22 protein-coding genes are annotated in these 21,309 nt (G+C 73.1%); 10 read left to right on the forward strand and 12 right to left on the reverse strand.

The window, feature by feature from the left end; all coding sequences use genetic code 11:
• The first annotated feature begins 4 nt into the window (after window positions 1–4).
• Genes DSM104329_RS22790 through DSM104329_RS22820 form a run of 7 tightly spaced genes read left to right on the forward strand, consistent with a single transcriptional unit; the run spans window position 5 to window position 7,281 of the window.
• Complete coding sequence (locus DSM104329_RS22790) at window positions 5–478, forward strand: (2Fe-2S)-binding protein (protein ID WP_259312152.1); 474 nt, start codon at window positions 5–7, stop codon at window positions 476–478.
• Window positions 478–2,901 carry an aerobic carbon-monoxide dehydrogenase large subunit gene (locus DSM104329_RS22795; RefSeq protein WP_259312153.1) on the forward strand — a complete coding sequence of 808 codons (2,424 nt, stop codon included), beginning with the start codon at window positions 478–480 and terminating at the stop codon, window positions 2,899–2,901. The genes DSM104329_RS22790 and DSM104329_RS22795 overlap by 1 nt, the downstream gene beginning before the upstream one ends.
• A complete protein-coding gene (locus DSM104329_RS22800) occupies window positions 2,898–3,734 on the forward strand; it encodes an XdhC family protein (protein WP_259312154.1) in 837 nt (278 codons plus the stop codon). Before DSM104329_RS22795 ends, DSM104329_RS22800 begins: the two co-directional genes overlap by 4 nt.
• Window positions 3,718–4,311: a nucleotidyltransferase family protein gene (locus DSM104329_RS22805; protein ID WP_259312155.1), complete on the forward strand. Its 594-nt coding sequence runs from the start codon at window positions 3,718–3,720 to the stop codon at window positions 4,309–4,311. The genes DSM104329_RS22800 and DSM104329_RS22805 overlap by 17 nt, the downstream gene beginning before the upstream one ends.
• A 49-nt stretch (window positions 4,312–4,360) precedes the next feature.
• A complete protein-coding gene (locus tag DSM104329_RS22810) occupies window positions 4,361–5,290 on the forward strand; it encodes an AAA family ATPase (RefSeq protein WP_259312156.1) in 930 nt (309 codons plus the stop codon).
• On the forward strand, window positions 5,283–6,485 hold the full coding sequence (locus DSM104329_RS22815) for a vWA domain-containing protein (RefSeq protein ID WP_259312157.1): 1,203 nt from the start codon (window positions 5,283–5,285) through the stop codon (window positions 6,483–6,485). The genes DSM104329_RS22810 and DSM104329_RS22815 overlap by 8 nt, the downstream gene beginning before the upstream one ends.
• A 31-nt stretch (window positions 6,486–6,516) precedes the next feature.
• A complete protein-coding gene (locus tag DSM104329_RS22820; RefSeq protein WP_259312158.1) occupies window positions 6,517–7,281 on the forward strand; it encodes an SRPBCC family protein in 765 nt (254 codons plus the stop codon).
• Here DSM104329_RS22820 and styA read toward each other — a convergent pair.
• On the reverse strand, window positions 7,264–8,502 hold the full coding sequence (styA, locus tag DSM104329_RS22825; RefSeq protein ID WP_259312159.1) for a styrene monooxygenase subunit StyA: 1,239 nt from the start codon (window positions 8,500–8,502) through the stop codon (window positions 7,264–7,266). The two genes, DSM104329_RS22820 and styA, sit on opposite strands and share 18 nt — an antisense overlap.
• 123 nt (window positions 8,503–8,625) lie before the next feature.
• On the opposite strand from styA, the gene DSM104329_RS28985 reads away from it, so the two are divergent.
• Window positions 8,626–8,907: a LysR family transcriptional regulator gene (locus DSM104329_RS28985; RefSeq protein ID WP_326924458.1), complete on the forward strand. Its 282-nt coding sequence runs from the start codon at window positions 8,626–8,628 to the stop codon at window positions 8,905–8,907.
• Window positions 8,908–8,913: 6 nt separating this feature from the next.
• Here the strand turns inward: DSM104329_RS28985 and DSM104329_RS22835 are convergent, their stop codons facing one another.
• The 8 genes from DSM104329_RS22835 to DSM104329_RS22870 all read right to left on the reverse strand — a co-directional run bounded on the left by DSM104329_RS22835 (window position 8,914) and on the right by DSM104329_RS22870 (window position 16,428).
• Entirely contained in the window at window positions 8,914–9,309 is a 396-nt protein-coding gene (locus tag DSM104329_RS22835) for a PPOX class F420-dependent oxidoreductase (RefSeq protein WP_259312160.1), read from the reverse strand.
• Window positions 9,310–9,376: 67 nt separating this feature from the next.
• Entirely contained in the window at window positions 9,377–10,081 is a 705-nt protein-coding gene (locus tag DSM104329_RS22840; RefSeq protein WP_259312161.1) for a MerR family transcriptional regulator, read from the reverse strand.
• A complete protein-coding gene (locus DSM104329_RS22845) occupies window positions 10,078–11,313 on the reverse strand; it encodes a CaiB/BaiF CoA transferase family protein (protein ID WP_259312162.1) in 1,236 nt (411 codons plus the stop codon). Before DSM104329_RS22845 ends, DSM104329_RS22840 begins: the two co-directional genes overlap by 4 nt.
• Entirely contained in the window at window positions 11,310–12,185 is an 876-nt protein-coding gene (locus DSM104329_RS22850; RefSeq protein WP_259312163.1) for a BKACE family enzyme, read from the reverse strand. The genes DSM104329_RS22845 and DSM104329_RS22850 overlap by 4 nt, the downstream gene beginning before the upstream one ends.
• Before the next feature lie 560 nt (window positions 12,186–12,745).
• Complete coding sequence (locus DSM104329_RS22855) at window positions 12,746–13,318, reverse strand: DUF4337 domain-containing protein (protein ID WP_259312164.1); 573 nt, start codon at window positions 13,316–13,318, stop codon at window positions 12,746–12,748.
• Between the two features lie 97 nt (window positions 13,319–13,415).
• On the reverse strand, window positions 13,416–14,990 hold the full coding sequence (locus DSM104329_RS22860) for an acyl-CoA carboxylase subunit beta (protein ID WP_259312165.1): 1,575 nt from the start codon (window positions 14,988–14,990) through the stop codon (window positions 13,416–13,418).
• Window positions 14,987–15,667: an arginase family protein gene (locus DSM104329_RS22865; protein ID WP_259312166.1), complete on the reverse strand. Its 681-nt coding sequence runs from the start codon at window positions 15,665–15,667 to the stop codon at window positions 14,987–14,989. Before DSM104329_RS22865 ends, DSM104329_RS22860 begins: the two co-directional genes overlap by 4 nt.
• Entirely contained in the window at window positions 15,652–16,428 is a 777-nt protein-coding gene (locus DSM104329_RS22870; protein WP_259312167.1) for an enoyl-CoA hydratase/isomerase family protein, read from the reverse strand. Before DSM104329_RS22870 ends, DSM104329_RS22865 begins: the two co-directional genes overlap by 16 nt.
• An 87-nt stretch (window positions 16,429–16,515) precedes the next feature.
• Here DSM104329_RS22870 and DSM104329_RS22875 point away from each other — a divergent pair, with 87 nt between their 5' ends.
• Entirely contained in the window at window positions 16,516–17,703 is a 1,188-nt protein-coding gene (locus DSM104329_RS22875) for an acyl-CoA dehydrogenase family protein (RefSeq protein ID WP_259312168.1), read from the forward strand.
• Window positions 17,704–17,729: 26 nt separating this feature from the next.
• Here DSM104329_RS22875 and DSM104329_RS22880 read toward each other — a convergent pair whose 3' ends face one another.
• Window positions 17,730–18,404, reverse strand: a complete 675-nt coding sequence (locus DSM104329_RS22880; protein WP_259312169.1) for a DUF2461 domain-containing protein — start codon at window positions 18,402–18,404, stop codon at window positions 17,730–17,732.
• Window positions 18,405–18,558: 154 nt separating this feature from the next.
• On the opposite strand from DSM104329_RS22880, the gene ypfJ reads away from it, so the two are divergent.
• A complete protein-coding gene (ypfJ, locus tag DSM104329_RS22885; RefSeq protein WP_259312170.1) occupies window positions 18,559–19,431 on the forward strand; it encodes a KPN_02809 family neutral zinc metallopeptidase in 873 nt (290 codons plus the stop codon).
• Window positions 19,432–19,460: 29 nt separating this feature from the next.
• Here the strand turns inward: ypfJ and DSM104329_RS22890 are convergent, their stop codons facing one another.
• Window positions 19,461–19,916, reverse strand: coding sequence for a GNAT family N-acetyltransferase (locus DSM104329_RS22890; RefSeq protein WP_259312171.1), 456 nt, complete (start codon window positions 19,914–19,916; stop codon window positions 19,461–19,463).
• Window positions 19,917–19,968: 52 nt separating this feature from the next.
• Window positions 19,969–21,234, reverse strand: a complete 1,266-nt coding sequence (locus DSM104329_RS22895; protein ID WP_259312172.1) for a PP2C family protein-serine/threonine phosphatase — start codon at window positions 21,232–21,234, stop codon at window positions 19,969–19,971.
• Between the last annotated feature and the right edge of the window lie 75 nt (window positions 21,235–21,309).

A 21,309-nucleotide genomic window follows, 5' to 3' on the forward strand; every position in this document is an offset into this window, starting at 1 on the left:
GCCGATGCAAGTGACGATGACCGTCAACGGCGACGAGGTCACGCGGGAGATCGAGCCGCGCCTGCTGCTCGTCCACTTCCTACGCGACCACCTCGGGCTCACCGGGACCCACTGGGGCTGCGACACGAGCAACTGCGGCACGTGCACCGTCCAGATGGACGGCGAGCCCGTGAAGTCGTGCACCGTGCTGGCCGCGATGGCCGGCGGGCACGAGATCCGCACCGTCGAGGACCTCGAGCGCGACGGCGTGCTCGACCCGGTCCAGCAGGGCTTCATGGAGGAGCACGGCCTGCAGTGCGGCTTCTGCACACCCGGCATGCTCATGACCGCCCGGGCGCTGCTCGACGAGAACCCTGACCCGAGCGACGACGAGATCCGCACCGCGATCTCCGGCCAGATCTGCCGCTGTACCGGCTACACCACGATCGTCCGCTCAGTGCGCTGGGCGGCCGAGCACCCTGCGGAGGTGACGCCCTGATGGCCTCCACCGAGCTGCCGCCCCAGGAGGAGCGCCCCATCGGCTTCGGCCGGATGCTGCGCAAGGAGGACCCGCGGTTCATCCGCGGCCGCGGCCGCTACGTCGACGACATCCAGCTGCCGGGAATGCTGCACGGGGCGATCCTGCGCAGCCCGCTCGCCCACGCGCGGATCGCGTCGATCGACACGGCCGCCGCGATGGCGCACCCGAAGGTCCACGCCGTCATCACCGGCAAGGACCTCGAGGCACAGGGGCTGGCCTGGATGCCCACGCTCTCGGCGGACGTGTGCGCGGTCCTCGCGACCGACAAGGTCCGCTTCCAGGGCCAGGAGGTCGCGTTCGTCGTCGCCGACGACCGGTACTCCGCGCGTGACGCGCTCGAGCTCATCGACGTCGAGTACGAGCCGCTGCCCGTCCTCGTCGACGCCAAGAAGGCGCTCGACCCCGACGCGCCGATCATCCGCGACGAGATCGAGGGGCGCACGGACAACCACATCTTCGACTGGGAGTCGGGGGACGCGGCGGCGTGCGACGAGGTCTTCGCGCGCGCCGACGTCGTCGTGGCGCAGGACATGCTCTACCCGCGCGTGCACCCGGCGCCGATGGAGACGTGCGGCTGCGTGGCCGACTACGATCGCGTCGAGGGCCGCCTGACGCTGTGGGAGACCAGCCAGGCGCCGCACGCCCACCGGACGCTGTTCGCCCTGGTCGCCGGGCTGCCCGAGGAGCGCATCCGCGTGGTCTCGCCCGACATCGGCGGCGGCTTCGGCAACAAGGTCGGCATCTACCCGGGCTACGTCTGCGCGACGGTCGCCTCCATCGTCACCGGCAAGCCGGTCAAGTGGATGGAGGACCGCACCGAGAACCTCGTCTCCACGTCGTTCGCCCGCGACTACCACATGCGCGGCGAGATCGCGGCGACGAAGGACGGCAAGATCCTCGGCATCCGCACGCGGGTGCTGGCCGACCACGGCGCCTTCAACACGACCGCTCAGCCGACGAAGTACCCGGCCGGGTTCTTCCACATCTTCACCGGCTCCTACGACATCGAGGCCGCGCACTGCAAGGTGACCGGCGTCTACACGAACAAGGCCGGCGGAGGGGTCGCGTACGCCTGCTCGTTCCGCGTCACCGAGGCGGTGTACCTCGTCGAGCGGATGGTCGACGTGCTCGCGGCCGAGCTCGGCATGGACCCCGCCGAGCTGCGGATGAAGAACCTGCTCAAGCCCGAGCAGTTCCCCTACGAGAACAAGACCGGCTGGGTCTACGACTCCGGCGACTACCCGACCGCGCTGCGGATGGCGCTCGACATGGTCGGCTACGACGAGCTGCGCCGCGAGCAGGCCGAGAAGCGGCGGGCACACGCCGAGCGGGGCTCGGGCGATGGCGCCGCCGGCGGCGGGGCGGGCGGCGAGTTGATGGGCATCGGCGTCGCGTTCTTCACGGAGACGGTCGGCGCGGGGCCGCGCAAGCACATGGACATCGTCGGCCTGGGCATGTCCGACGGCGCGGAGCTGCGCATCCACCCGACCGGCAAGGCGCAGCTCGGCATCAGCTGCCAGACGCAGGGCCAGGGCCACGAGACGACGTTCGCGCAGATCGTCGCCGAGGAGCTCGGCATCCCGCCCGAGGACGTCGAGGTGGTCCACGGCGACACGGACCGCACGCCGTTCGGGCTGGGCACCTACGGCTCGCGCTCGACCCCGGTGTCGGGCGCGGCGACCGCGGTCGTCGCGCGCAAGGTCCGCGAGCGCGCGCGGATCGTGGCGGCGGCGATGCTCGAGGCCTCCGCCGACGACCTCGAGTGGGAGAAAGGCCGCTTCTTCGTCAAGGGCGACCCCTCCCGCGGCGCGACGATCCAGGAGATCGCGATGGGCGCGCACGGGACGGTCGAGCTGCCCGAGGGCATCGAGCCCGGCCTGGACGCCGAGACGGTCTACGACCCGCCGAACCTGACGTTCCCGTTCGGCGCGTACGTCTGCGTCGTCGACGTGGACCCGGGCACCGGGGTCGTCAAGGTCCGGCGGTTCGTGGCCGTCGACGACTGCGGCACGCGGATCAACCCGATGATCATCGAAGGCCAGATCCACGGCGGACTGACCGACGGAGTCGGGATGGCCCTCATGCAGCTCATCTCGTTCGACGAGGAGGGCAACTGCCTCGGCGGCTCGTTCATGGACTACCTGGTGCCGACCGCGCTCGAGGTGCCCGAGTGGGAGACCGGCCACACGGTCACCCCGTCGCCGCACCACCCGATCGGGGCGAAGGGGATCGGCGAGTCGGCGACGGTCGGCTCGCCGCCCGCCGTGGTCAACGCGGTCATCGACGCGCTCGAGCCCTACGGGGTCCGCCACGCGGACATGCCGCTGACGCCGGCGCGGGTGTGGGCGGCGATGCAGGGACGCGCGGAGCCGCCGGCTTGAGCGTCGCCGAGCCCTATGTCGAGGCGACGGTCGTCCACGTCGTGCGCCCCGCGAGCGCACGGCCGGGCGACCGCGCCCGCATCGACGCCCGCGGGCGCATCCACGGCTTCGTCGGCGGCGACTGCGCGGAGGAGAGCGTGCGCCTGCACGCGCTGCGCGCGCTCGAGACCGGCGAGCCGCTGCTGCTGCGGATCGTGGGGACCGCGGGCGAGGGCGGCAGTCCCGGCGACGTCGACGTCGAGGAGGGCTGCCTGTCGGTGGGCAACCCGTGCCTGAGCGGCGGAGGGCTGGAGATCTTCCTCGAGCCGCACCTGCCCGCGCCCCGGCTGGTCGTCGCCGGCGACACGCCGATCGCCGGCGCGCTGCGCGAGCTCGCGGCGGCCGCCGGCTACGACGTCGTGCCCGGTGGCGGGGGGGTGCGAGGCGACGACGCCGCAGTGGTCGTCGCCTCGCACGGCCGGGACGAGGAGGGCGTGCTCGCGGACGCGCTGGCCGCGGAGGTCCCGTACATCGGCCTCGTGGCGAGCCGGCGGCGCGGGCCGGCGGTCCTCGCCGCGCTCGGCGAGGCGGACGCGGCGCGGGTCCGGACGCCCGCGGGCCTCGACATCGGCGCGCTGACGCCGGCCGAGATCGCGGTGTCGATCCTGGCCGAGATCGTGGCGGTGCGCCGCGCGGCCGAGCGGACCGATGTGGCCGTCGCGGTCGACCCGGTGTGCGGCATGGAGGTCGCCGCGACGGACGAGACGCCGCACCTCGACGTCGACGGTGAGCGCATGTGGTTCTGCTCCGAGCACTGCCGCGGGGCATACTCCACCCATGGACGAACGCGTTAGCGGCCTGGTGCTGGCGGCCGGAGGATCCCGGCGGCTGGGGACGCCCAAGCAGCTCCTGCCGCTCGGCGGGCGCACCCTGCTCGACGCCGTGCTCGACGTCGCGCGCGCCTGCCCCTTCGACCAGCTGATCGTCGCCCTCGGCGGCGGCGCGGCCGACGTGCGTGCGAAGGTCGACCTGTCGGGTAGCCGGGTGGTGGTGAACGAGTCCTATGGCAGCGGATGCTCGTCGTCGATCGCGGCGGCGCTGCCGGTCGTCGACCCGGCGGCGGACGTGCTCGTGCTCATGCTCGGCGATCAGCCGGGCGTGCGCCCCGAGACCGTGCGCGCGCTGCTGGCCGGCCGCGGCGACGCGCCGCTGGCCGCGTGCCGGTACGACGACGGCCGCGGCCACCCGCTCGCGTTCTCGCGCGCGACGTTCGGTGAGCTGGCGGGCCTGCACGGCGACAAGGCGGTGTGGCGCCTGATGGACGAGCGGGCCGGCGAGGTCGCCGACGTGCCGGTGGCTGGGCGCGTTCCGGCCGACGTCGACACGTGGGAGGACTACGAGGAGCTGCGGGCGGCGGAGGTGGCGTCGTGAGCGGCGGCAGCGCAGCGCGGGCGGGCGCACCGCAGGCGGAGGTGGCGTCGTGAGCGGCGGCAGCGCGGCGCGGGCGGGCGCACCGCAGGCGGTCGTCGACCGCGTCCCGGACCTCGACACGCTGATCGCCGCGCTCGACGAGGTCGGCTACATCGCCGATCCCGCGCTCGCCACGACGATGTTCCTGGGCTTGCGCCTCCCCCAGCCGATCCTGCTCGAGGGCGAGGCGGGCGTCGGCAAGACGAGCGCGGCGACCGCGCTGGCCGACGCGCTCGGCACCCCGCTGATCCGCCTGCAGTGCTACGAGGGCATCGACGCGGCCGAGGCGCTGTACGAGTGGAACTATCCGCGCCAGCTCCTGGCGATCCGGGCCGCCGAGGCCCGCGGCGAGCCGCTCGACGAGGACTCGCTGTTCGCCGACGCCTACCTGCTGCGCCGGCCGCTGCTGCGCGCCATCGAGCACCCGGGCCCGCTGCCCGCCGTGCTGCTCATCGACGAGCTCGACCGCGCCGACGACGACTTCGAGGCGTTCCTGCTCGAGCTGCTCGCCGAGTCGAGCGTGACGGTGCCGGAGCTGGGGACGATCCGCGCGGCGATCGCGCCGCTCGTCGTGCTGACGTCCAACCGCACCCGCGACCTGCACGACGCGCTCAAGCGCCGCTGCCTGTACCACTGGATCGACTACCCCGACCAGGAGCGCGAGGCCGAGATCGTCCGCCGCCGGGTTCCCGCCGCGGCGCAGTCGCTCGCCGTCGAGGTCAGCGCCGCGGTGGGCCGGCTGCGAGCACTCGACATGCAGAAGCCGCCGGGCGTCGCGGAGGCGATCGACTGGACGGCGGCGCTGCGGGTGCTCGGGATCGACCGGCTGACCGCGGACGCCGCCGATCGCACGCTCGGCTCGGTGCTCAAGGACCGCGACGACGAGGTCGCGGTGCGCGCGGCCGGCCTGGAGCGGATCGCCGGCGGCGCCGATGAGTGAGACGGCGACGCTCGACCTCCCCGCCTTCGCCGCCGCCTTCGGGCGCGAGCTGCACGATGCGGGCGTGAACGCGGGCGCCGAGCGCTGCACGCGGTTCGCCGAGGCGCTCGCGCTGCTGGACCCGCTGGATCGCGACCGCGTGTACCGGGCCGCGCGCGCCGTGTTCGTCAGCGACCCGTCGCAGCTGTCGGCGTTCGACGCCGTCTTCTCCCACGTCTTCGACGGCTGGGCCGATCCGATGGACGCCGTGCGCGGCCATCCCGGCGTGCGCACCGCGCCGGGCGACGCGAAGAACCCGCGCGAGCGCCACACCAGCGACGAGACGGCCCAGGCGCCCCCGGGGACGCAGCCGCGCCGGTCGCCCCAGGCGGTCCCGGCCGAGCCGGAGGCCGACGACGAGGATGCCGAGAGCGACGACGAGGCGACGCTGGCGGTGGCCAGCGCGCGCGAGCGCCTGTCGCACCGCGAGTTCGACGAGCTCGACGACACGGAGCTCGCCGCCGTGCGCCGGCTCATGCGCGAGCTGCGCCTCGCACCGCCCCCGCGCCGGCGCCGCCGCACCGAGCGCCACCGCCACCACGGCCGGCCCGACCCGCGCGCGACGCTGCGCCGCGCGCACCGCACGGGCGGCGACCCGGTGCGCATCGTGCGCCGCCGCCGGCGCGTCGAGACGCGCCGGCTCGTGCTGCTGTGCGACATCTCGGGGTCGATGGAGTCCTACGCCCGCGCCTACCTGCAGCTGCTGGAGAGCGCGGTCGGCGGCGCGGAGGCCGAGGCGTTCACGTTCGCCACCCGCCTGACGCGGGTCACCCGCGCGCTGCGCGGGCGCGACCACGCCGCGGCGCTCAGGCGCGCCGCCGCCGCGGCCCCTGACTGGTCGGGCGGCACGCGCATCGGCGAGGCGCTGCGCACCTTCAACCAGCGCTACGGCCGCCGCGGCCTGGCCCGCGGCGCGGTGATCGTGATCCTGTCCGACGGCTGGGAGCGCGGCGACCCCGAGCTCGTCGGCCGCGAGATGGAGCGCCTGCGCCGGCTCGCGCACCGCATCGTGTGGGTCAACCCGCGGGCCGCCGCCGCCGGCTTCGAGCCGCTCGCCGGCGGCATGGCGGCCGCGCTGCCCCATTGCGATGCGATGGTCAGCGGGCATAGCCTGGCCGCACTCGACGAGGTCGTCGACGCGATCGGCGCACCATGACGCAGCCCCTGAGAGCGAGGAGCATCACCCCATGAAGTTCGAGAACACGTTCGACGTCAAGGCGCCGATCGACGAGGTCTACGCGGCGATGCTGGACGTCGAACGCGTCGCCCCGTGCGTGCCGGGCGCACAGGTGCTCGAGCAGACGAGCGACGACAGCTACAAGGTCTCCATCAAGGTCAAGCTCGGGCCGATCCAGATGACCTATCGCGGCGACGTCGAGATCGTCGACCGCGACGAGGCCGGCCACCGCGCCGTCATGCGCGCCCGCGCCCGCGAGGCCCGCGGCCAGGGCACGGCGGACGCGACGGTCGAGATGACGCTCACGCAGGCGGGCGACGGCACGCACGGCGACATCACGTCCGACGTGGCGCTGAGCGGCAAGGCGGCGTCGATGGGCCGCGGGATCATCCAGGACGTCTCGGGCAAGCTCATCGACCAGTTCTCGTCCAACCTGGCGGCGATGCTCGAGGGCGGGCCCCCCGAAGAGGACGCCACGACGGCGGAGATGCCGGCGGCCGCGGCGCCGTCGGCGCCGCAGGCCGCGGGCGCGACCGCGGCTGAGGCGGCCCAGGCCGATGCCGCGGACGAGGCCGGCGCGGGCGCCGGGGCCGCGGCGGGCGCCGTGCCGCCGCCCCCGCCGCCGCCGCGCACGCCGGCCCCGGAGCCCGAGCCGCTCGACGCCGGCAACATCGCCGGCGCTGTCATCGCGAGCCGTCTGCGCGACCCGAAGACGGTCGCGGGCCTCGCCGTGATCGTCCTCGTGATCCTCTGGCTGCTACGCCGCCGGCGTTAGGCCCGCGGCCCACCGTGCCAGGTACGCCCGGGTGCGCTCGGGCGTACAGAGCACGTCGACCTGCTTCTCGGGATCGTTGAAGTTCGAGGTGAACTCGTCGCAGAGCGCCTTGTCCTGCGACATCGCCCCGATGAACTCGAGCACGTGCGGCGGCGGGTTGAGCATGAGGTTCGTCCAGTCCGAGACGCCGAGGACGAGCCCCTCGCGCTCGCGCGCCGCCCGGCGGCAGAAGCGCTCGTCGTAGACGTGGTCGGAGACGATCGCCTCGCCGAGCGTCCACGCGGAGTACGAGGCCGAGTTCGCGCCCTGGCCCATCATCGGGTCGACCACGGTGTGGACGTCGCCGACGGCGATCGCGTAGCCCCCGCCGTCGAGGCGCACGTAGTCCTCGCGGACCGTCGGCGTCAGCGCGCCCTGCAGGATGTCGCGCTCGCCCCACAGCCCGAACTCGGACTCGTCGAGCCGTTCGACCACCATCGGGTAGTGCGCACGCAGCTTCTCGAGGACGAGGCGGTTGAACGCGGCCGGATCGTCCTCGAAGCGCGTGTCGGCGAGGACCTCGAGGTCGCCGCCGGGGACGTTCTCGAACAGCAGCGCGGTGCCGAACCCCTGGTGGGAGAAGATCGGCAGCTCGAGCAGCTCGCCATGGCCGGGCGAGAAGTGGATGTTCACGCCCTTCGGCTCGGAGTAGGCGACGCCGGCGTAGATCCCGGCGCTCAGGCGCCGCTGCGGGCGGTCGTACGGGGACTGCTCCGGCCGGCGGGCGAACATCGACTGAAGCGACCCGCGGCCCGACGCGACGACCATGAGGTCGTGGCGCTGGGACAGCCGGTCGACGTCCTCGGCGGCCACCTGCTCGATGACGATCTCGCCGCCGCGCGACTCGAAGTCCTCCATGAGCCTGGGCAGGTAGAGCCGGTAGTCGATCACCGAGGACGGGTGGGCGAAGTCGCCCCGGAAGCGCAGCGGCTGCTCGCCGCCGACGTAGTGGTGGTGGCAGACGTAGCCGTACTCGTTCGCGTCCCAGTGGTGGACGCCGAGCGCGCGCTCGCGCTCGAGCGTGTGGTGGTGGTGGCCGACGGTGTTCGGCAGCCGCCCGCCCGCGACCTGGTCGGCGGTCCTGTCCGTGTAGATCGTCACCGGCACGTCGTGCCCGCGCAGGAACAGCCCGAGGTGCAGTCCTGCGATCCCGGAGCCGACGATCCCGATCCCTTCACCCATGTGCAGCCTCCTCCAACGCGTCTCTCTCGAGCGCCAACCTACGTCGGCGCGGCGCGGGCGATCAACCCCGCGGCCCGTCTCGTTTCGATGCAGTTCCTGCATTGATGTAGGTTGCGCATCGCCATGGTGGAGCTGCGCGACCTGCGCTCGTTCCAGGCGGTTGCGACCGACCTGCACTTCGGGCGCGCCGCCGAGCGCGTCGGCGTCTCGCAGCCGACGCTGAGCCGGCACATCCGCCGCCTCGAGGACGAGCTCGGGGTCGTGCTGCTGCACCGCACGAGCCGCCGCGTCGGGCTCACCGACGCCGGCCGCTCGCTCGCCACGACGCTGCCCGCCGCGCTGCGCCAGCTCGACCGCGCGCTGGCCGAGGCGCGCAGCGGCGAGAGCGGCGGCTGGGAGGTCTGACGCTCGCTACGCGTGCTCGAAGGGGAGCTCCTCGAACGACTCCCGGTGGATCTCGACGAAGTAGAGCGTCGAGTCGCGCAACGGGAAGTCGGTGCCGACGTACCGCTGGCTGATGCGGTCGACGACCTCCATCGCGGCGTCGCCGTCCAGCGTCTCGACCACCTCGCCGCGCACGCGCGCGGTGCGGTAGGGGTTCTCGAAGTCGACGACCGAGAGGGCGACGTGGGGATCGCGGGCGATGTTGCGCCCCTTGAGCGACTGTCGGCCCGTGAAGAAGACGACCCGGTCGCCCTCCACCCCGCTCCAGATCGAGATCGCGTGGGGCGAGCCGTCGGTCATGAGGGTCGCCAGCGTGGGGAAGTTGCGGCCCTCACCGAAGAGCTCGCGCACCTGTGCGTCCATGCGCGCGAAGCTAGCGGCCCGCCTCCGGACCCTCAACCCGAAAGGGCGACGGTCCTGGGACGAACCGCTAACGCTCCCCATGCTGGCGTCGCAACTCCGCCAGCAGGAGCTTGGAGTGCATGGCGCCGATGAGCTCGCGCAGGGGCTCGGCCCCCGAGGCGATGATGTCCGCCGCGCGCTCGACGCTGACCTCGCCGGCGAGCCGCTCGAGCAGGATGCGGACCTCCTCGCGCACGAGGGGCTCGAGCGCCTCCTGGTAGCGCAGCGTGTCGTAGACGGTGAAGCCGAGCGCCTCGTCATAGCCGCCCGCGCGGAAGCGCGAGATCGCCTCGATGATCGCGACGTCGTCGCCGTCGTAGCCGCGGCTGGTCGGCGACAGCACGCCGATCTCCTGCAGACGGTCGAGCACGGCGTCGGGCAGGTCGTAGCTGCGCGTGGCGTCCGCCCGGGAGATCCGGTCGCCTTCGCGCGCCGAGACGGCGCGCTCGAGGATGCGGTCCTCGAGCGCGACGAGCGCCGCCATCCGCTCGGGGTCGTCGCCCATGACGTGGGCGATGACCTTCAGCGGCATGAAGCGCTCCTCCTGCAGGCGCTTGATGAGCCGGATCCGGTCGACGAACTCCGGCGGGTAGTACGCCATGTTGCGCGACGTCCGCACGACGTCGTCGCCGCCGCCGAGCAGCCCCTCGCGCAGGTAGTGCTTGATCGTCCCCGCGCTGACCCCGGAGCGCTCGGCCAACTCGGACATCTTCAGCAGCCCGTCGGCGTTCATCCGAGGAACGAGCCCTCCGGCGCCTGCGCGGGGCCGGCCACCGCGCCGGACGCCAGCAGCGCCGCGATCTCGTCCTCGACGAACCCGGCCTCGCGCAGCAGCTGCTCGCTCTGCTCGCCCAGGCCCGGCCCGGGCAGGCGGTTCGCGTCGCCCGGCGTGCGCGACAGCTTGACCGGCACGCCCAGCAGGCGCACCGGCTCCTGCGCCCCCGGCTGGTCGAGCTCGACCACCATCTCGCGCGCCGCGACCAGCTCGGAGTCCAGCGCCTCGTCGAGCTCGAGCACCGGCTCCAGGCAGCAGTCGTGGTCGGACGCGAACGCCGACCACTCGGCGCGGGTGCGGCGGCGGAAGATCGCCTCGACCTCCGCGTGCGCGGTGGATCCGGGGGCGTCGAACTGGTGGGCGACGAGATCCTCCCGGCCGACGCCGCGACACCACGCGGCCCAGAACTTCGGCTCCAGCGCGGCGAGCGTGACCCAGCCGTCGGCGCACGCGTAGGGCCGGTAGCAGACGAGCCGTCCGGCGAGCTCGAGGTCGCCGCGCCGAGGCACCTCGCCGGACGCGAAGTACTTCGCCGCGACCATCGCCAGCCACGACAGCGCGCCGTCGGCCATCGACACGTCGACGAGCTGCCCCACGCCCGAGCGGTCGCGCTCGCGCAGCGCGGCGAGGATGCCGAACGCGGCCATGAGCGCCCCGCCGCCGAGGTCGGCGATCTGGCCCGCCGCCTGCATGGGGGGCCCGTCGTGCTCGCCGCTGAGGCCGAGCAGGCCGACGAGGCCGAGGTAGTTCATGTCGTGCCCGGAGCGCTCGCGGTACGGCCCGTCCCGGCCGTAGCCGCTGATCGCGCAGTACACGAGGCCCGGGTTGACCTCGCGCAGGCGCTCGTAGCCGACGCCGAGGCGGTCGAGCACGTCGGGCCGGAACGACTCGAGCAGCACGTCCGCGTGGCGGGCGAGGCGCAGCAGCACGTCGCGCCCGGCGTCCGTCTTGAGGTCGATGCGGATCGAGCGCTTGTTGCGGTTCAGTGCCAGGAACAGCGCGCTCGACGCCGTCGGCTCGGCGCCGGGGACCTTCGGCTCGGCCCAGCGCACGTAGTCGCCGAGGCCCGTGTCCTCCACCTTGATCACGTCGGCGCCGAAGTCGGCCAGGAGCAGCGAGCAGAAGCCGCCCGGCAGCAGCCGCGAGAGGTCGAGGACGCGGATGCCGTCGAGCGGGAGTCCGCCGCTCATGCGATCGCCACCCGCTCGGACAGCCCGAGCTGGACGCGCGCCTCGGCGATCGTGGCGGGCCGCCGGCCGACGTCCTCGGTCATCTGGCGCGCCTTGGCGATCAGGTCGCCGTTCGATCGCGCCATGCTGCCGTCGGGGAGGTAGAAGTTGTCCTCGAGGCCGACCCGGATCGAGCCGCCGAGCGTCAGGGCGGCGGCGACGAGCATCCACTGCGCGCGGGAGATGCCGATGACGCCCCAGTGCGAACCGGCGGGCACGTTGTCGGCCATAGTCGCGAGGTTGCGCGCGGTGGGCGGCACGCCGCCGGTGATCCCCATCACCGCGGACACGTGCAGCGGGGGGTGCAGCACGCCCATGTCCACGAGCGGCGCCAGCGAGCCGACGTGCCCGACGTCGAAGCACTCGTGCTCGGGCTTGATCCCGGCCTCGTTCATCGCCCGCAGGAGCTCGATGATCTCGTCGAACGGGTTCGTGAACACGGTCTGGAACACGAAGTCCTTGCGCCGCGACGAGTACTTCGCGTAGTTCATCGAGCCCATGTTCAGCGCGGCGACGTCGGGACGCAGCTCGCGCAGGTAGGCGACGCGCTTGGCGACCGGGACGCCGAGCGCGCCGGTCGAGTAGTTGACGATCACGTCCGGCGTCTCGGCGCGGATCGCCTCGGTGATCGCGCGGAAGTCCTCGACCTCGTAGCTGGGCGTGCCGTCCGGCCGGCGGGCGTGGATGTGGATCATCGCGCCGCCCTCGTCGACGATGCGGCGCGCCTCGGCCGCGTACTCGGCCGGCGTGTACGGGATCGCCGGGCACTGCTCGCGGTTGGCGAGGGCGCCGGAGATCGAGCAGGTGATGATGACCGGGTCGTCGAGGCTCAAGGAGGTCTCCGTCGGGAGTGGGAAGTCCTACTTCCCACTTTTGCGGACGCTTGGCCGGCGGTCAAGCGCGCCGGCCCGAGGCAGCGCTGCTCGGGCGGGATCGCCGGCGCGATTCGAGACTCAGGTATCAGGGTAATCGACCATCAGCGCAGCCGAAGCCGACGCCGGAAGCGGCGCGCCACCCCATACGCAGCCAGCAGGAACGGTCGGTGATCCGCACAGCGTGCGCGGACCTGGGCCTCTGGTGAACCAGAGCCTGACCCAGGAGACCCATGCCTGCCGCCCCCCGCTCGCTTCGCCCCACCCCTTCCCGCATGCTCGAGCACGTTCGCCGTGAGCTGGCGCGGCGCCGCGTGCGCGCCGCCGTTCCGGCGGTCGTCGCCCCCCGTCGGTCGAGCACGGACGAGAAGCGCCCCGCCCAGGCCTGATCCGCCGCGGCGCAGGCACATCGGCAGCGGCGCGCCGGAGATCCCGTCGCCGCGGTCCGCGCGCCGCGCCGAGCAGGGCGCGCGGACCGGGCGGCAGTCGGCGCCGAGCACGAGGCCGCTGACGACGAGCACTCAGGCGAGCAGGCCGGCGACCAGCACGCCGGCCGCGGCCATGCCCAGGCCGGCGCCGCCGCCCAGCAGCCACTGCCGGCGGGCGATGATCGAGATCGAGGCGAGCACGATCGCGATCTGCAGCCCGACCGCCGAGACCTCGAAGAGCAGGTGGCGCTCGTCGGCGTGGTCGCGCTCGTACTGGTGCTCGGCGATCTGGTGCTCGAGCTCCTTGTCGATCGGCGCGTAGTGCGCGACGACGCGCTCCTCGAGCGCGGCGGCCTGCTCCGCGGCGCGGCGTTCGCCCGGGTTGTCGGAGGCCAGGACCTTCAGGAGGGTCGCGTCGTTCTCGGCCACCGTCGTCTTGACGTCGTTGGCCTCGAGGCGAGCGGACGCGTCGGCGGCCTTCGTCTCGCCGGTGATGACCTCCTTGACCGCCTCGTTGGAGAGGAAGGTCGCCAGCGCGAGGAAGGCCGCGAGGATCGCGACGAGGACCGCCGCGTTGCGCACGAGGTGCGGGTGGGCGCCACCGTGCAGGTGCGATGCGTGCGCCTGGGCGGTGTCGAAGTGCTCGATCGAGTCCTTGGCGTCCATGCCGGGCGCGCAGTCTGTCAGAAGTCGGCGTCGGCCCGGCGCAGCGCGGACCCGCCGCGCCGGCGCATCGCCGCCCTGGCCGGCGCGGTAGACGACCTCAGACCGGCACGACCCCGTTGCGCTTCCACGGCCGCTGGACGCGCTTGGTCTCGGCCATCTCCAGGGCGCGGACGATCGTCGGGCGCGTCTCGCGCGGGTCGATGACGTCGTCGATCATCGCGCTCCGGGCCGGGACGTAGACGTCGATGACCTTGCGGTAGTTCTCGATGAGCTGCTGCTTCATCGCCGCCGGGTCGTCGGCCGCCTCGACCTGCTTGCGAAAGACGATCTCGACCGCGCCCTCGGCGCCCATCACGCTGATCTCCGCGCTCGGCCACGCCACGATGAGGTCGGGCTCGTAGGCGCGGCCGTTCATGACGTAGTAGCCGGCGCCGTAGGCCTTGCGCAGCACGACGGTGACCTTCGGCACCGTCGCGTTGGCGACCGCGTAGAGCATCTTCGCCCCGTGGCGGATGATGCCCGCCTGCTCGACCTTCGTGCCGACCATGAAGCCGGGCACGTCCATGAGGAACACGAGCGGGATCCCGTAGGCGTTGCAGAGGTTGACGAAGCGCGCCGCCTTGTCGGCGGAGTCGTTGTCGAGGATGCCGCCGAGCTGCTTGGGCTGGTTGGCGACGATGCCGACCGGCCGTCCCCCCATGCGTGCCAGGCACGTGATGATCGTCTTCGCCCACTGCGGCTTGAGGTCGAGCCACTCGCCGTGGTCGACGATGCGCCGGATGACCTCGTACATGTCGTAGGGCTTGCGGTTGGACTCCGGCAGGACGTCGAGGAGACCGTCGTCGCGGCGGTCGGCCGGATCGGTGCACTCGCGGACCGGCGGCGCCTGCTCGTTGTGCGACGGGAAGTAGCTCAGGTACTCCCTGATGCGGGCGATGCACTCCTGGTCGTCGGCGACCTCGAGGTCGCCGACGCCCGACTTGCGGCAGTGCACGCGCGAGCCGCCGAGCTCCTCCTGGGTGACGTCCTCGCCGACCGCGGCGCGGACGAGATGCGGGCCGGCGAGCGCCATGCTGCCCCGGCCCTTGACCATCGGCACGAAGTCGGCCAGCCCGGGGATGTACGCGGTGCCGGCCGCGCACGGGCCGAGCAGCGCGGCGACCTGCGGGATGACGCCGGACGCGACGACCTCCTCGCGGAAGAGGTGCCCGGAGCCGGCGAACAGCGACCCGACCGCCTCCTGGATGCGCGCGCCGGCCGAGTCGAGCAGCCAGACCATCGGCATGCGCTTCGTCAGCGCGAGCTCGCGCAGCCGCGTGACCTTGATCTCGCCGCTCATGCCCATCGAGCCCGCCATCACCGTGAAGTCGTAGGCGGCGATCGCGGCCATCCGCCCGTCGACCTTGCCGTAGCCGGTGATGACGCCGTCCGCCGGCGCCTCCTTGTCCTCCAGGCCGCGCACCGAGTAGTGGATCCCGGCGTGGATGCCGAGCTCGGTGAACGTGCCCTCGTCGACGAGGAGGTCGATGCGCTCGCGCGCGGTGAGCGCGCCCTTCTCGTGCTGACGGGCGATGCGCTCCTCTCCGCCGCCGAGACGGGCGTGGGCGCGGCGCTCGGCGAGCTCCTCGACGAGCGGGCGCAGGATCGAGGTCCGGCCGGTGGTGCCGGTCATGGGGCGAGGAGGGGTTCGATGACGGCGGCGGCGACGTCGGGCGGTCCGGCGACGGCCGAGACGCTGACGCCGGCGATCTCGTGCCGTGCGGCGACGTGGGCCAGCACGTCGCGCACCTCGTCGGCGGTCGGGCCGCCGGGAACCGGGAACGCGGCGGGATAGCCGTCGATGACGTCGCAGTCGAGGTGGACGAAGACGGCGCCGTCCCCGCCGAGGGCGGCGGGCGCCTCGCGGACGTCGCGCAGCACCGTGGCGCCGGCGCCGTCGAGGAGCATCTGCTCGCCGGGGTCGATGTCGCGGATGCCGGCGAAGACGATGTCCTCGGCCGGGAACGCGGGCTGCACCCCGGCGTCCCACATCCCGGTCGCGCCCGCCACGGGCATGCCGCCGGCGTATCCGCTCGGCGACGTGTCGGGCGTGTTGAAGTCCGGGTGGGCATCGAGCCACAGGACGCGCGTGCCGGGCCGCGCCTGGGCCAGCCACGGCAGGGTGGCCAGCGCGACGACGCACTCGCTGGAGATCACGACCGGACGGCCCTGCAGCGCCGCGCGGACGGTCGCGACGTCGGGCGCCAGGATCCGCGGCTCCCCCAGCATCCGCGCCAGCTCCTCGGTCCCCCGGCCCACGTCCGCGCGGTCCGTGAACGGCTGCGGAATCGCGATCAGCGGCCCTTCCACTGCGGCTCCCGCTTCTCGAAGAACGCGGTGACGCCCTCCACGAGGTCCTCCGTCGACTGCGTGATCGTGAGCTGCCCGCGCAGGTACTCGAGCGCGTCGGCGAACGCCATGTCCTGCTGACGGAACATCGCGTCCTTGCCGAGGCGCATGACCAGTGGCGAGCGGCTCGCGAGCCGGGCCGCCCATTCGGCCACCGCGGCGTCGAGCTCGTCGTCGGGCACGACCTTGTTGACGATCCCGAGGCGCTCGGCCTCCTGCGCGTCGATCCGCTCGCCGAGCAGCAGGAGCTCGTTGGTCTTCTTGCGCGGGACGTTGCGGTAGATCAGCGCCATGATCATGAACGGGAACGCTCCGATGCCGATCTCCGGCGTCCCGAAGCTCGCGCTCTCGGAGGCGACGATGAGGTCGCAGGCGAGCGCGACGCCGAGCGCGCCCGCGAGGACGTGACCGCCGGCCTTGACGATCGACGGCTTGCCGAGCTCGCCGACCAGGCTGAACAGGCGCACGAACCGCGCGGTGGCCTCGTGGCGGTGCACGAGCGGCGTGTCGGCCGCGAACCCGCCCAGGTTCGCGCCGCTCGAGAACGTTCGCTCGTGCGAGGAGGCGAGCACGACGCAGCGCACGTCGTCGTCGTCTCGCGCGCGCTCGAACGCGTCGATGAGCTCGCCGAGGAGCTCGGCGGACAGTGCGTTGCGCGTGTCCGGATCGTCGAGGGTGATCGTGGCGACGCGGTCCGCGGTCGCGTAGAGGACTTTGCTCACGGGCGCATCCTACGGCGCTTCCAGGCCGAGCGGAAAGTAGGAAGTCCTACTGTTCACTTTCGGCCCGGTTCCCGGTACCGTCCGACCATGGCCGCCCCCGAGACCGTCCTCAAGCCCGACTTCGCCACCAAGCGCTCCCACTTCATCTTCAGCGACGAGCACGAGCAGCTGCGGGAGTCGATCCGCGCCTTCGCGATCAAGGAGCTCGCCCCGCACGCCGAGGAGTGGGAGCAGACGACGTTCCCGGACTCGGTCTTCCGGCGCATGGGCGAGCTGGGGTTCCTCGGGCTCGACAAGCCCGAGCAGTACGGCGGCCAGGGCGGCGACTACTACACGGCGCTGGTGCTCGCCGAGGAGATCGTCCATGGGCAGTCGGGGGGCCTGGCGATGGGCGTCGCCGTCCACACCGACATGGCGATGCCGCCGATCCTCGCGTTCGGCAGCGAGGACCAGAAGCAGGACTGGGTCGTGCCCGCGATCAAGGGCGAGAAGATCCTCTGCCTCGGCATCACCGAGCCCGACGCCGGCTCGGACGTCGCCGGGATCAAGACCCGCGCGGTCCGCGACGGCGACGAGTACGTCATCAACGGCTCGAAGACGTACATCACCAACGGCCACCGCGCCGACGTCATCGTGCTCGTCACGAAGACCGACCCGGACGCGGGCTACGACGGCTTCACCCTGTTCCTCGTGCCGATGGACGCGCCGGGCGTCATCCGCGAGAAGCGCCTGGAGAAGCTCGGCATGCACGCCTCGGACACCGCGCTGCTCGCGTTCCAGGACGTCCGCGTGCCGGCGACCGCGGTCCTCGGCCAGGTCGGCAAGGGCTTCTACCACATCATGTGGGAGCTCCAGGGCGAGCGGCTGATCGGCGCGGCGGGCTGCGTCGCGGGCGCCCAGCGCTGCTTCGACCAGACGCTGCAGTACGCCAAGGACCGCACCGCGTTCGGCCGCCAGATCGGCAAGTTCCAGGTCATCCGCCACAAGTTCGCGGAGATGGCGACGAAGATCGAGACGGCCCGTCAGCTCGTCTACACCACGGCGTGGCGCTTCCAGAACGGCGACTACCCGGTGCGGGAGATCTCGATGGCCAAGCTCCACGCCGCGCGCGTCGCGGTCGAGGTGGCCGACGAGTGCATCCAGATCCACGGCGGGGCCGGCTACATGAAGGAGTACGGCGTCGAGCGGGTGTGGCGCGACATGCGCCTCAACCGGATCGGCGCCGGCACGGACGAGATCATGCTCGACGTGATCGGGCGGTCCTACGGGCTGTAGGACCAGGCGCCGGCGACGGGCGCGCGTCACTGCACGTGCGCCACGAGCCAGCGGTGCAGCGGAGCCAGCGCCGACCACGCCTCGACGCATGCCGGCACGAGCCGATCGGCGTCCGTGGCGCGCTCCGCCGGCTCCTGGCGCGCGATGAAGAGGCTGTCGCGGCGCAGGAGCGGCTCGGCGTCGGGATCCACGGCCGTCCACCCGCGCGGCGCACGCTTCAGCCGCGGCTCGGCCAGGTCCCAGCCGTCGGTCTCGAGCGCGGAGACGATCTGCGCGAGCTCGGCGCCGGCTTCCGCGTCGCACACGGCGGCGCGGTACCGGTCGATCGCCTCCCGGCTGAGATGGTTCGCGCCCGCGCCGATCCCGACGAGCTCCGGCGTGACGCGCAGGTAGAAGCCGGACCGCGCCGTACGCCGCTCGCCTTCCCAGAACCAGAGGTCGAGATGCTCCTTGTACGGCCGCTTGTCCCGGCTGAAGCGGGTGTCGCGGTTGATGCGGAAGATCGAGCCGAGCACCCGCGGCTCGGCGCACACGCCGGGCGCGATGCGCTCGAGCTCGGGCGCGACCGCGGCGACGAACGCCCTCGCGGGCTCGACGTACGCGGCCTGGTACTCGGCCCGGTGGGCGTCGAACCACTCGCGGTCGTTGTGCGCGCTCAGGTCGCGCAGGAAGTCCTGGGTCTGTGGGGGGAAAGCGAACACGGCGGCGATGCTCGCACCCGGCCGGCACGACGCCGCCGATCCGGGGCGTGCCGCGCGCATGTCGTGACGCTTCCGTGACGAACCGGGCCGCCCGCGTGTGATTCCGTCCCCGCCGGCGAGCTTGACGATCCGTTCCAGCGGGCAGAGGGGCGCCATGCGGTTTCGCCCCGGAGCGCGCCTCGACACCGGCCAGGTCCAGGACCGCCGCGGCATGGGCGGCGGCCGCGGGCTGGCGATCGGGGGCGGCGGGGCCGGCGCGCTCATCATCGTGCTGCTGTTCACGGTCCTCGGCGTCGACCTCCCCGGCGGCGGCACCGACCCGCTCTCGATCGGCACGGGCGCCGGGGCCGGCCAGCCCCCGAGCGAGCTCTCGTCCACCTGCCGCACCGGCAGCGACGCCAACCAGCGCGAGGACTGCCGCATCGTCGGCGTCGTCAACTCGGTGCAGGCCTACTGGGGCGACCAGGTCACCGGCTACCGGGAGGCGCCCACCCGCTTCTTCACCGGCCAGGTCTCGACCGCCTGCGGAGCGGCCACCGCCGCCGTCGGCCCCTTCTACTGCCCCGGCGACCAGACCGTCTACATCGACCTGTCCTTCTATGACGAGCTGCGCTCGCGCTTCGGCGCCCGCGGCGGGCCGTTCGCCGAGGCCTACGTCATCGCCCACGAGTACGGCCACCACGTCCAGCACCTGCTGGGCACCGACGAGCGCGTGGGCAACGACCGCGAGGGCGCCACGTCCGGCTCGGTCCGGCTCGAGCTGCAGGCCGACTGCTACGCCGGCGTGTGGGCCGCCCACGCCGTCGACACGGGCTTCATCGAGCAGATCACCCAGGCCGACATCACCGACGGGCTCGACGCCGCGGCCGCGGTCGGCGACGACCGCATCCAACGGGCCGCGACCGGCCGCGTCGACCGCGAGAGCTGGACGCACGGCTCGTCGCAGTCGCGCCAGCGCTGGTTCCAGCGCGGCTACCGCACCGGCGACGCGCGCCGCTGCGACACCTTCTCGGCGAACACCCTGTAAGGGCCCGTCCCCGTAGACCTCGAGGTGCCTCAGAGCTCGCGCTCGTAGACGAACATGACCGGCCCGTCCGCCCCGCCCTCGTGGCGGGTGAAGCCCATCCGCTCGTACAGCGCCCGCGCCGCGACGTCGTCCTCACTCGTGCCGAGGTCCATGTGGTCGGCGCCCTCGGCCCGCGCCGCCTCGATCGCCGCCTCCATCAGCGCGCGCCCGATCCCCCGACCGCGCAGCGGCGGGACGACGTAGAGCTCGGCGAGATAGCACTCGAGCCCGGACGACCAGATCGACGGCCGCAGGCGCAGCACGGCCAGCCCGTCCGGCCCCGGTCCCGCGAGCAGCACCCGCGTGTCGCCCGCCATCAGCTCGCGGATGCGCTCCGCGATCCGCTCCGGTCCGAGCGTCACCTCGTCGTACTCGGTGTTGAAGTCGTGCAGGAGCCGCCCGATCGCCTCGGCGTCGTCCGGTCCCGCCCGCCGCACGTCGTCCACGCCGGTGTTCTACCAGCCCCGGGCAACGCCGGGCCCCCGCGCCGGTCGCGCGTCAGGAGGCCATCACGGTCTGCGGCGTGAACGCGGCTTCCGCTCCGCGGCGCCACTCGAGCAGCACCGCCGTCGCATCGTCGTCGAGCCGCCCCTCCATGCGGGCGACGATCGTCTGCCGCAGCCGTCGCAGCACCTCCGGGGCCTGGTGGCCGGAGCTGACCTCCTGCTCGATGAACTCGCTGAGCCCGTCGGTCGTGAGGCGCCGGCCGTCCGGGCCCCGCGCCTCGCTGAGCCCGTCGGTGTAGAGCAGCAGGAGGTCCCCGGGCTCGAGCGTCTCCTCGCTCGCCCGCGGTCCCGGCCCGTCCGGCGACGCCACGCCCAGCGGCGTGGCGGGCGGCGCGACCAGGGTGCGCGCCCGCCGGCCGCCGCGGATGACGAGCGGCGGGGGGTGCCCCGCGCTGACCCACTCGAGGCGGCCGTTGCGCAGGTCCAGGCGCGCGATGAGCGCCGTCACGAAGCGGTCGTCGGGAAACTGGTGGGTCACCGCGGCGTCCATCGCCTCGTACGTCTCGACGAGCTCGCAGCCCCGCCGGCGGCTGTGGCGATAGGCCGAGACCGCGAACGCGGCGACGCCCGCGGCGGCGAGCCCATGCCCCATCGCGTCGAACACGGCGACGCTCAGCACGCCGTCGTCGACGGCGTAGTCGAGCGCGTCGCCGCCGTTGTCGTAGCAGGGCTCCAGCATGCCCGCGAGGAGCAGGTGGTCGGTGGCGAAGACGAGCGGGGGCGCGAGCTCCCACAGCAGCTCGGAGGCGATCGTCATGTCGCGCCGGCGCCGCGCCATCTCGAACGTGTCGCCGTAGGCGTTCTTGGCGACGATCAGCACGGCGGCGAGATGGGCGTAGCGCTCGACCACGGCGACCGTCTGCTCCTCGACGCGATCCTCGGGGAACGAGATGCCCATCACCCCGAGGCGCTCCGTGCCGTCGAGCAGCGGGAACCAGAACCGGCGATCATGCCCGCGCCGGGGGGCCTCGAGGATGGCGGTGCCGCTGAACGACCGTCCGGCCACCGTGCCGGCCACCGAGAGCGGCTCCCGGCGGTCGTCGTCGCCGGCCGGCACCGGCATGAGCGTGGCCTGGTCGTAGTCGATCAGGTACAGCACGAGATCGTGCGCCCCGATGCTCGCCGCCTGCTCGGCGATCACCCGGGCGAGGTCGGACGGCGCGCTGAGATGCGTCCGGCGCAGCAGCTCGCTGAGCAGCTCGGCAGCTGCTCGATCGAGCGTGGGCGGGTCATCGGGCTCTCGCGGTCCGGTGGCCACACAGCATGTCTGCCCGCCTCGAGCGCCGCCGAATCGGCCGGCTCCGGCGGGCGGGCCCGGCACCGGCTGCACGAG

Source organism: Capillimicrobium parvum, assembly GCF_021172045.1.
In the GTDB taxonomy this organism is placed as follows: Bacteria; Actinomycetota; Thermoleophilia; order Solirubrobacterales; family Solirubrobacteraceae; genus Capillimicrobium; species Capillimicrobium parvum.

Excerpts from the sequence above, each read along its gene's own strand:
- DSM104329_RS22790 (WP_259312152.1), top strand. The coding sequence starts at position 5 with ATGCAAGTGACGATGACCGTCAACGGCGACGAGGTCACGCGGGAGATC.
- DSM104329_RS22845 (WP_259312162.1), bottom strand. The coding sequence starts at position 11,313 with ATGAGCGGCGGACTCCCGCTCGACGGCATCCGCGTCCTCGACCTCTCG.
- DSM104329_RS22860 (WP_259312165.1), bottom strand. The coding sequence starts at position 14,990 with ATGACCGGCACCACCGGCCGGACCTCGATCCTGCGCCCGCTCGTCGAG.
- DSM104329_RS22840 (WP_259312161.1), bottom strand. The coding sequence starts at position 10,081 with ATGAACGCCGACGGGCTGCTGAAGATGTCCGAGTTGGCCGAGCGCTCC.
- DSM104329_RS22815 (WP_259312157.1), top strand. The coding sequence starts at position 5,283 with ATGAGTGAGACGGCGACGCTCGACCTCCCCGCCTTCGCCGCCGCCTTC.
- DSM104329_RS28985 (WP_326924458.1), top strand. The coding sequence starts at position 8,626 with ATGGTGGAGCTGCGCGACCTGCGCTCGTTCCAGGCGGTTGCGACCGAC.
- DSM104329_RS22805 (WP_259312155.1), top strand. The coding sequence starts at position 3,718 with ATGGACGAACGCGTTAGCGGCCTGGTGCTGGCGGCCGGAGGATCCCGG.
- DSM104329_RS22795 (WP_259312153.1), top strand. The coding sequence starts at position 478 with ATGGCCTCCACCGAGCTGCCGCCCCAGGAGGAGCGCCCCATCGGCTTC.
- DSM104329_RS22875 (WP_259312168.1), top strand. The coding sequence starts at position 16,516 with ATGGCCGCCCCCGAGACCGTCCTCAAGCCCGACTTCGCCACCAAGCGC.
- DSM104329_RS22855 (WP_259312164.1), bottom strand. The coding sequence starts at position 13,318 with ATGGACGCCAAGGACTCGATCGAGCACTTCGACACCGCCCAGGCGCAC.
- styA (WP_259312159.1), bottom strand. The coding sequence starts at position 8,502 with ATGGGTGAAGGGATCGGGATCGTCGGCTCCGGGATCGCAGGACTGCAC.
- DSM104329_RS22835 (WP_259312160.1), bottom strand. The coding sequence starts at position 9,309 with ATGGACGCACAGGTGCGCGAGCTCTTCGGTGAGGGCCGCAACTTCCCC.
- ypfJ (WP_259312170.1), top strand. The coding sequence starts at position 18,559 with ATGCGGTTTCGCCCCGGAGCGCGCCTCGACACCGGCCAGGTCCAGGAC.
- DSM104329_RS22820 (WP_259312158.1), top strand. The coding sequence starts at position 6,517 with ATGAAGTTCGAGAACACGTTCGACGTCAAGGCGCCGATCGACGAGGTC.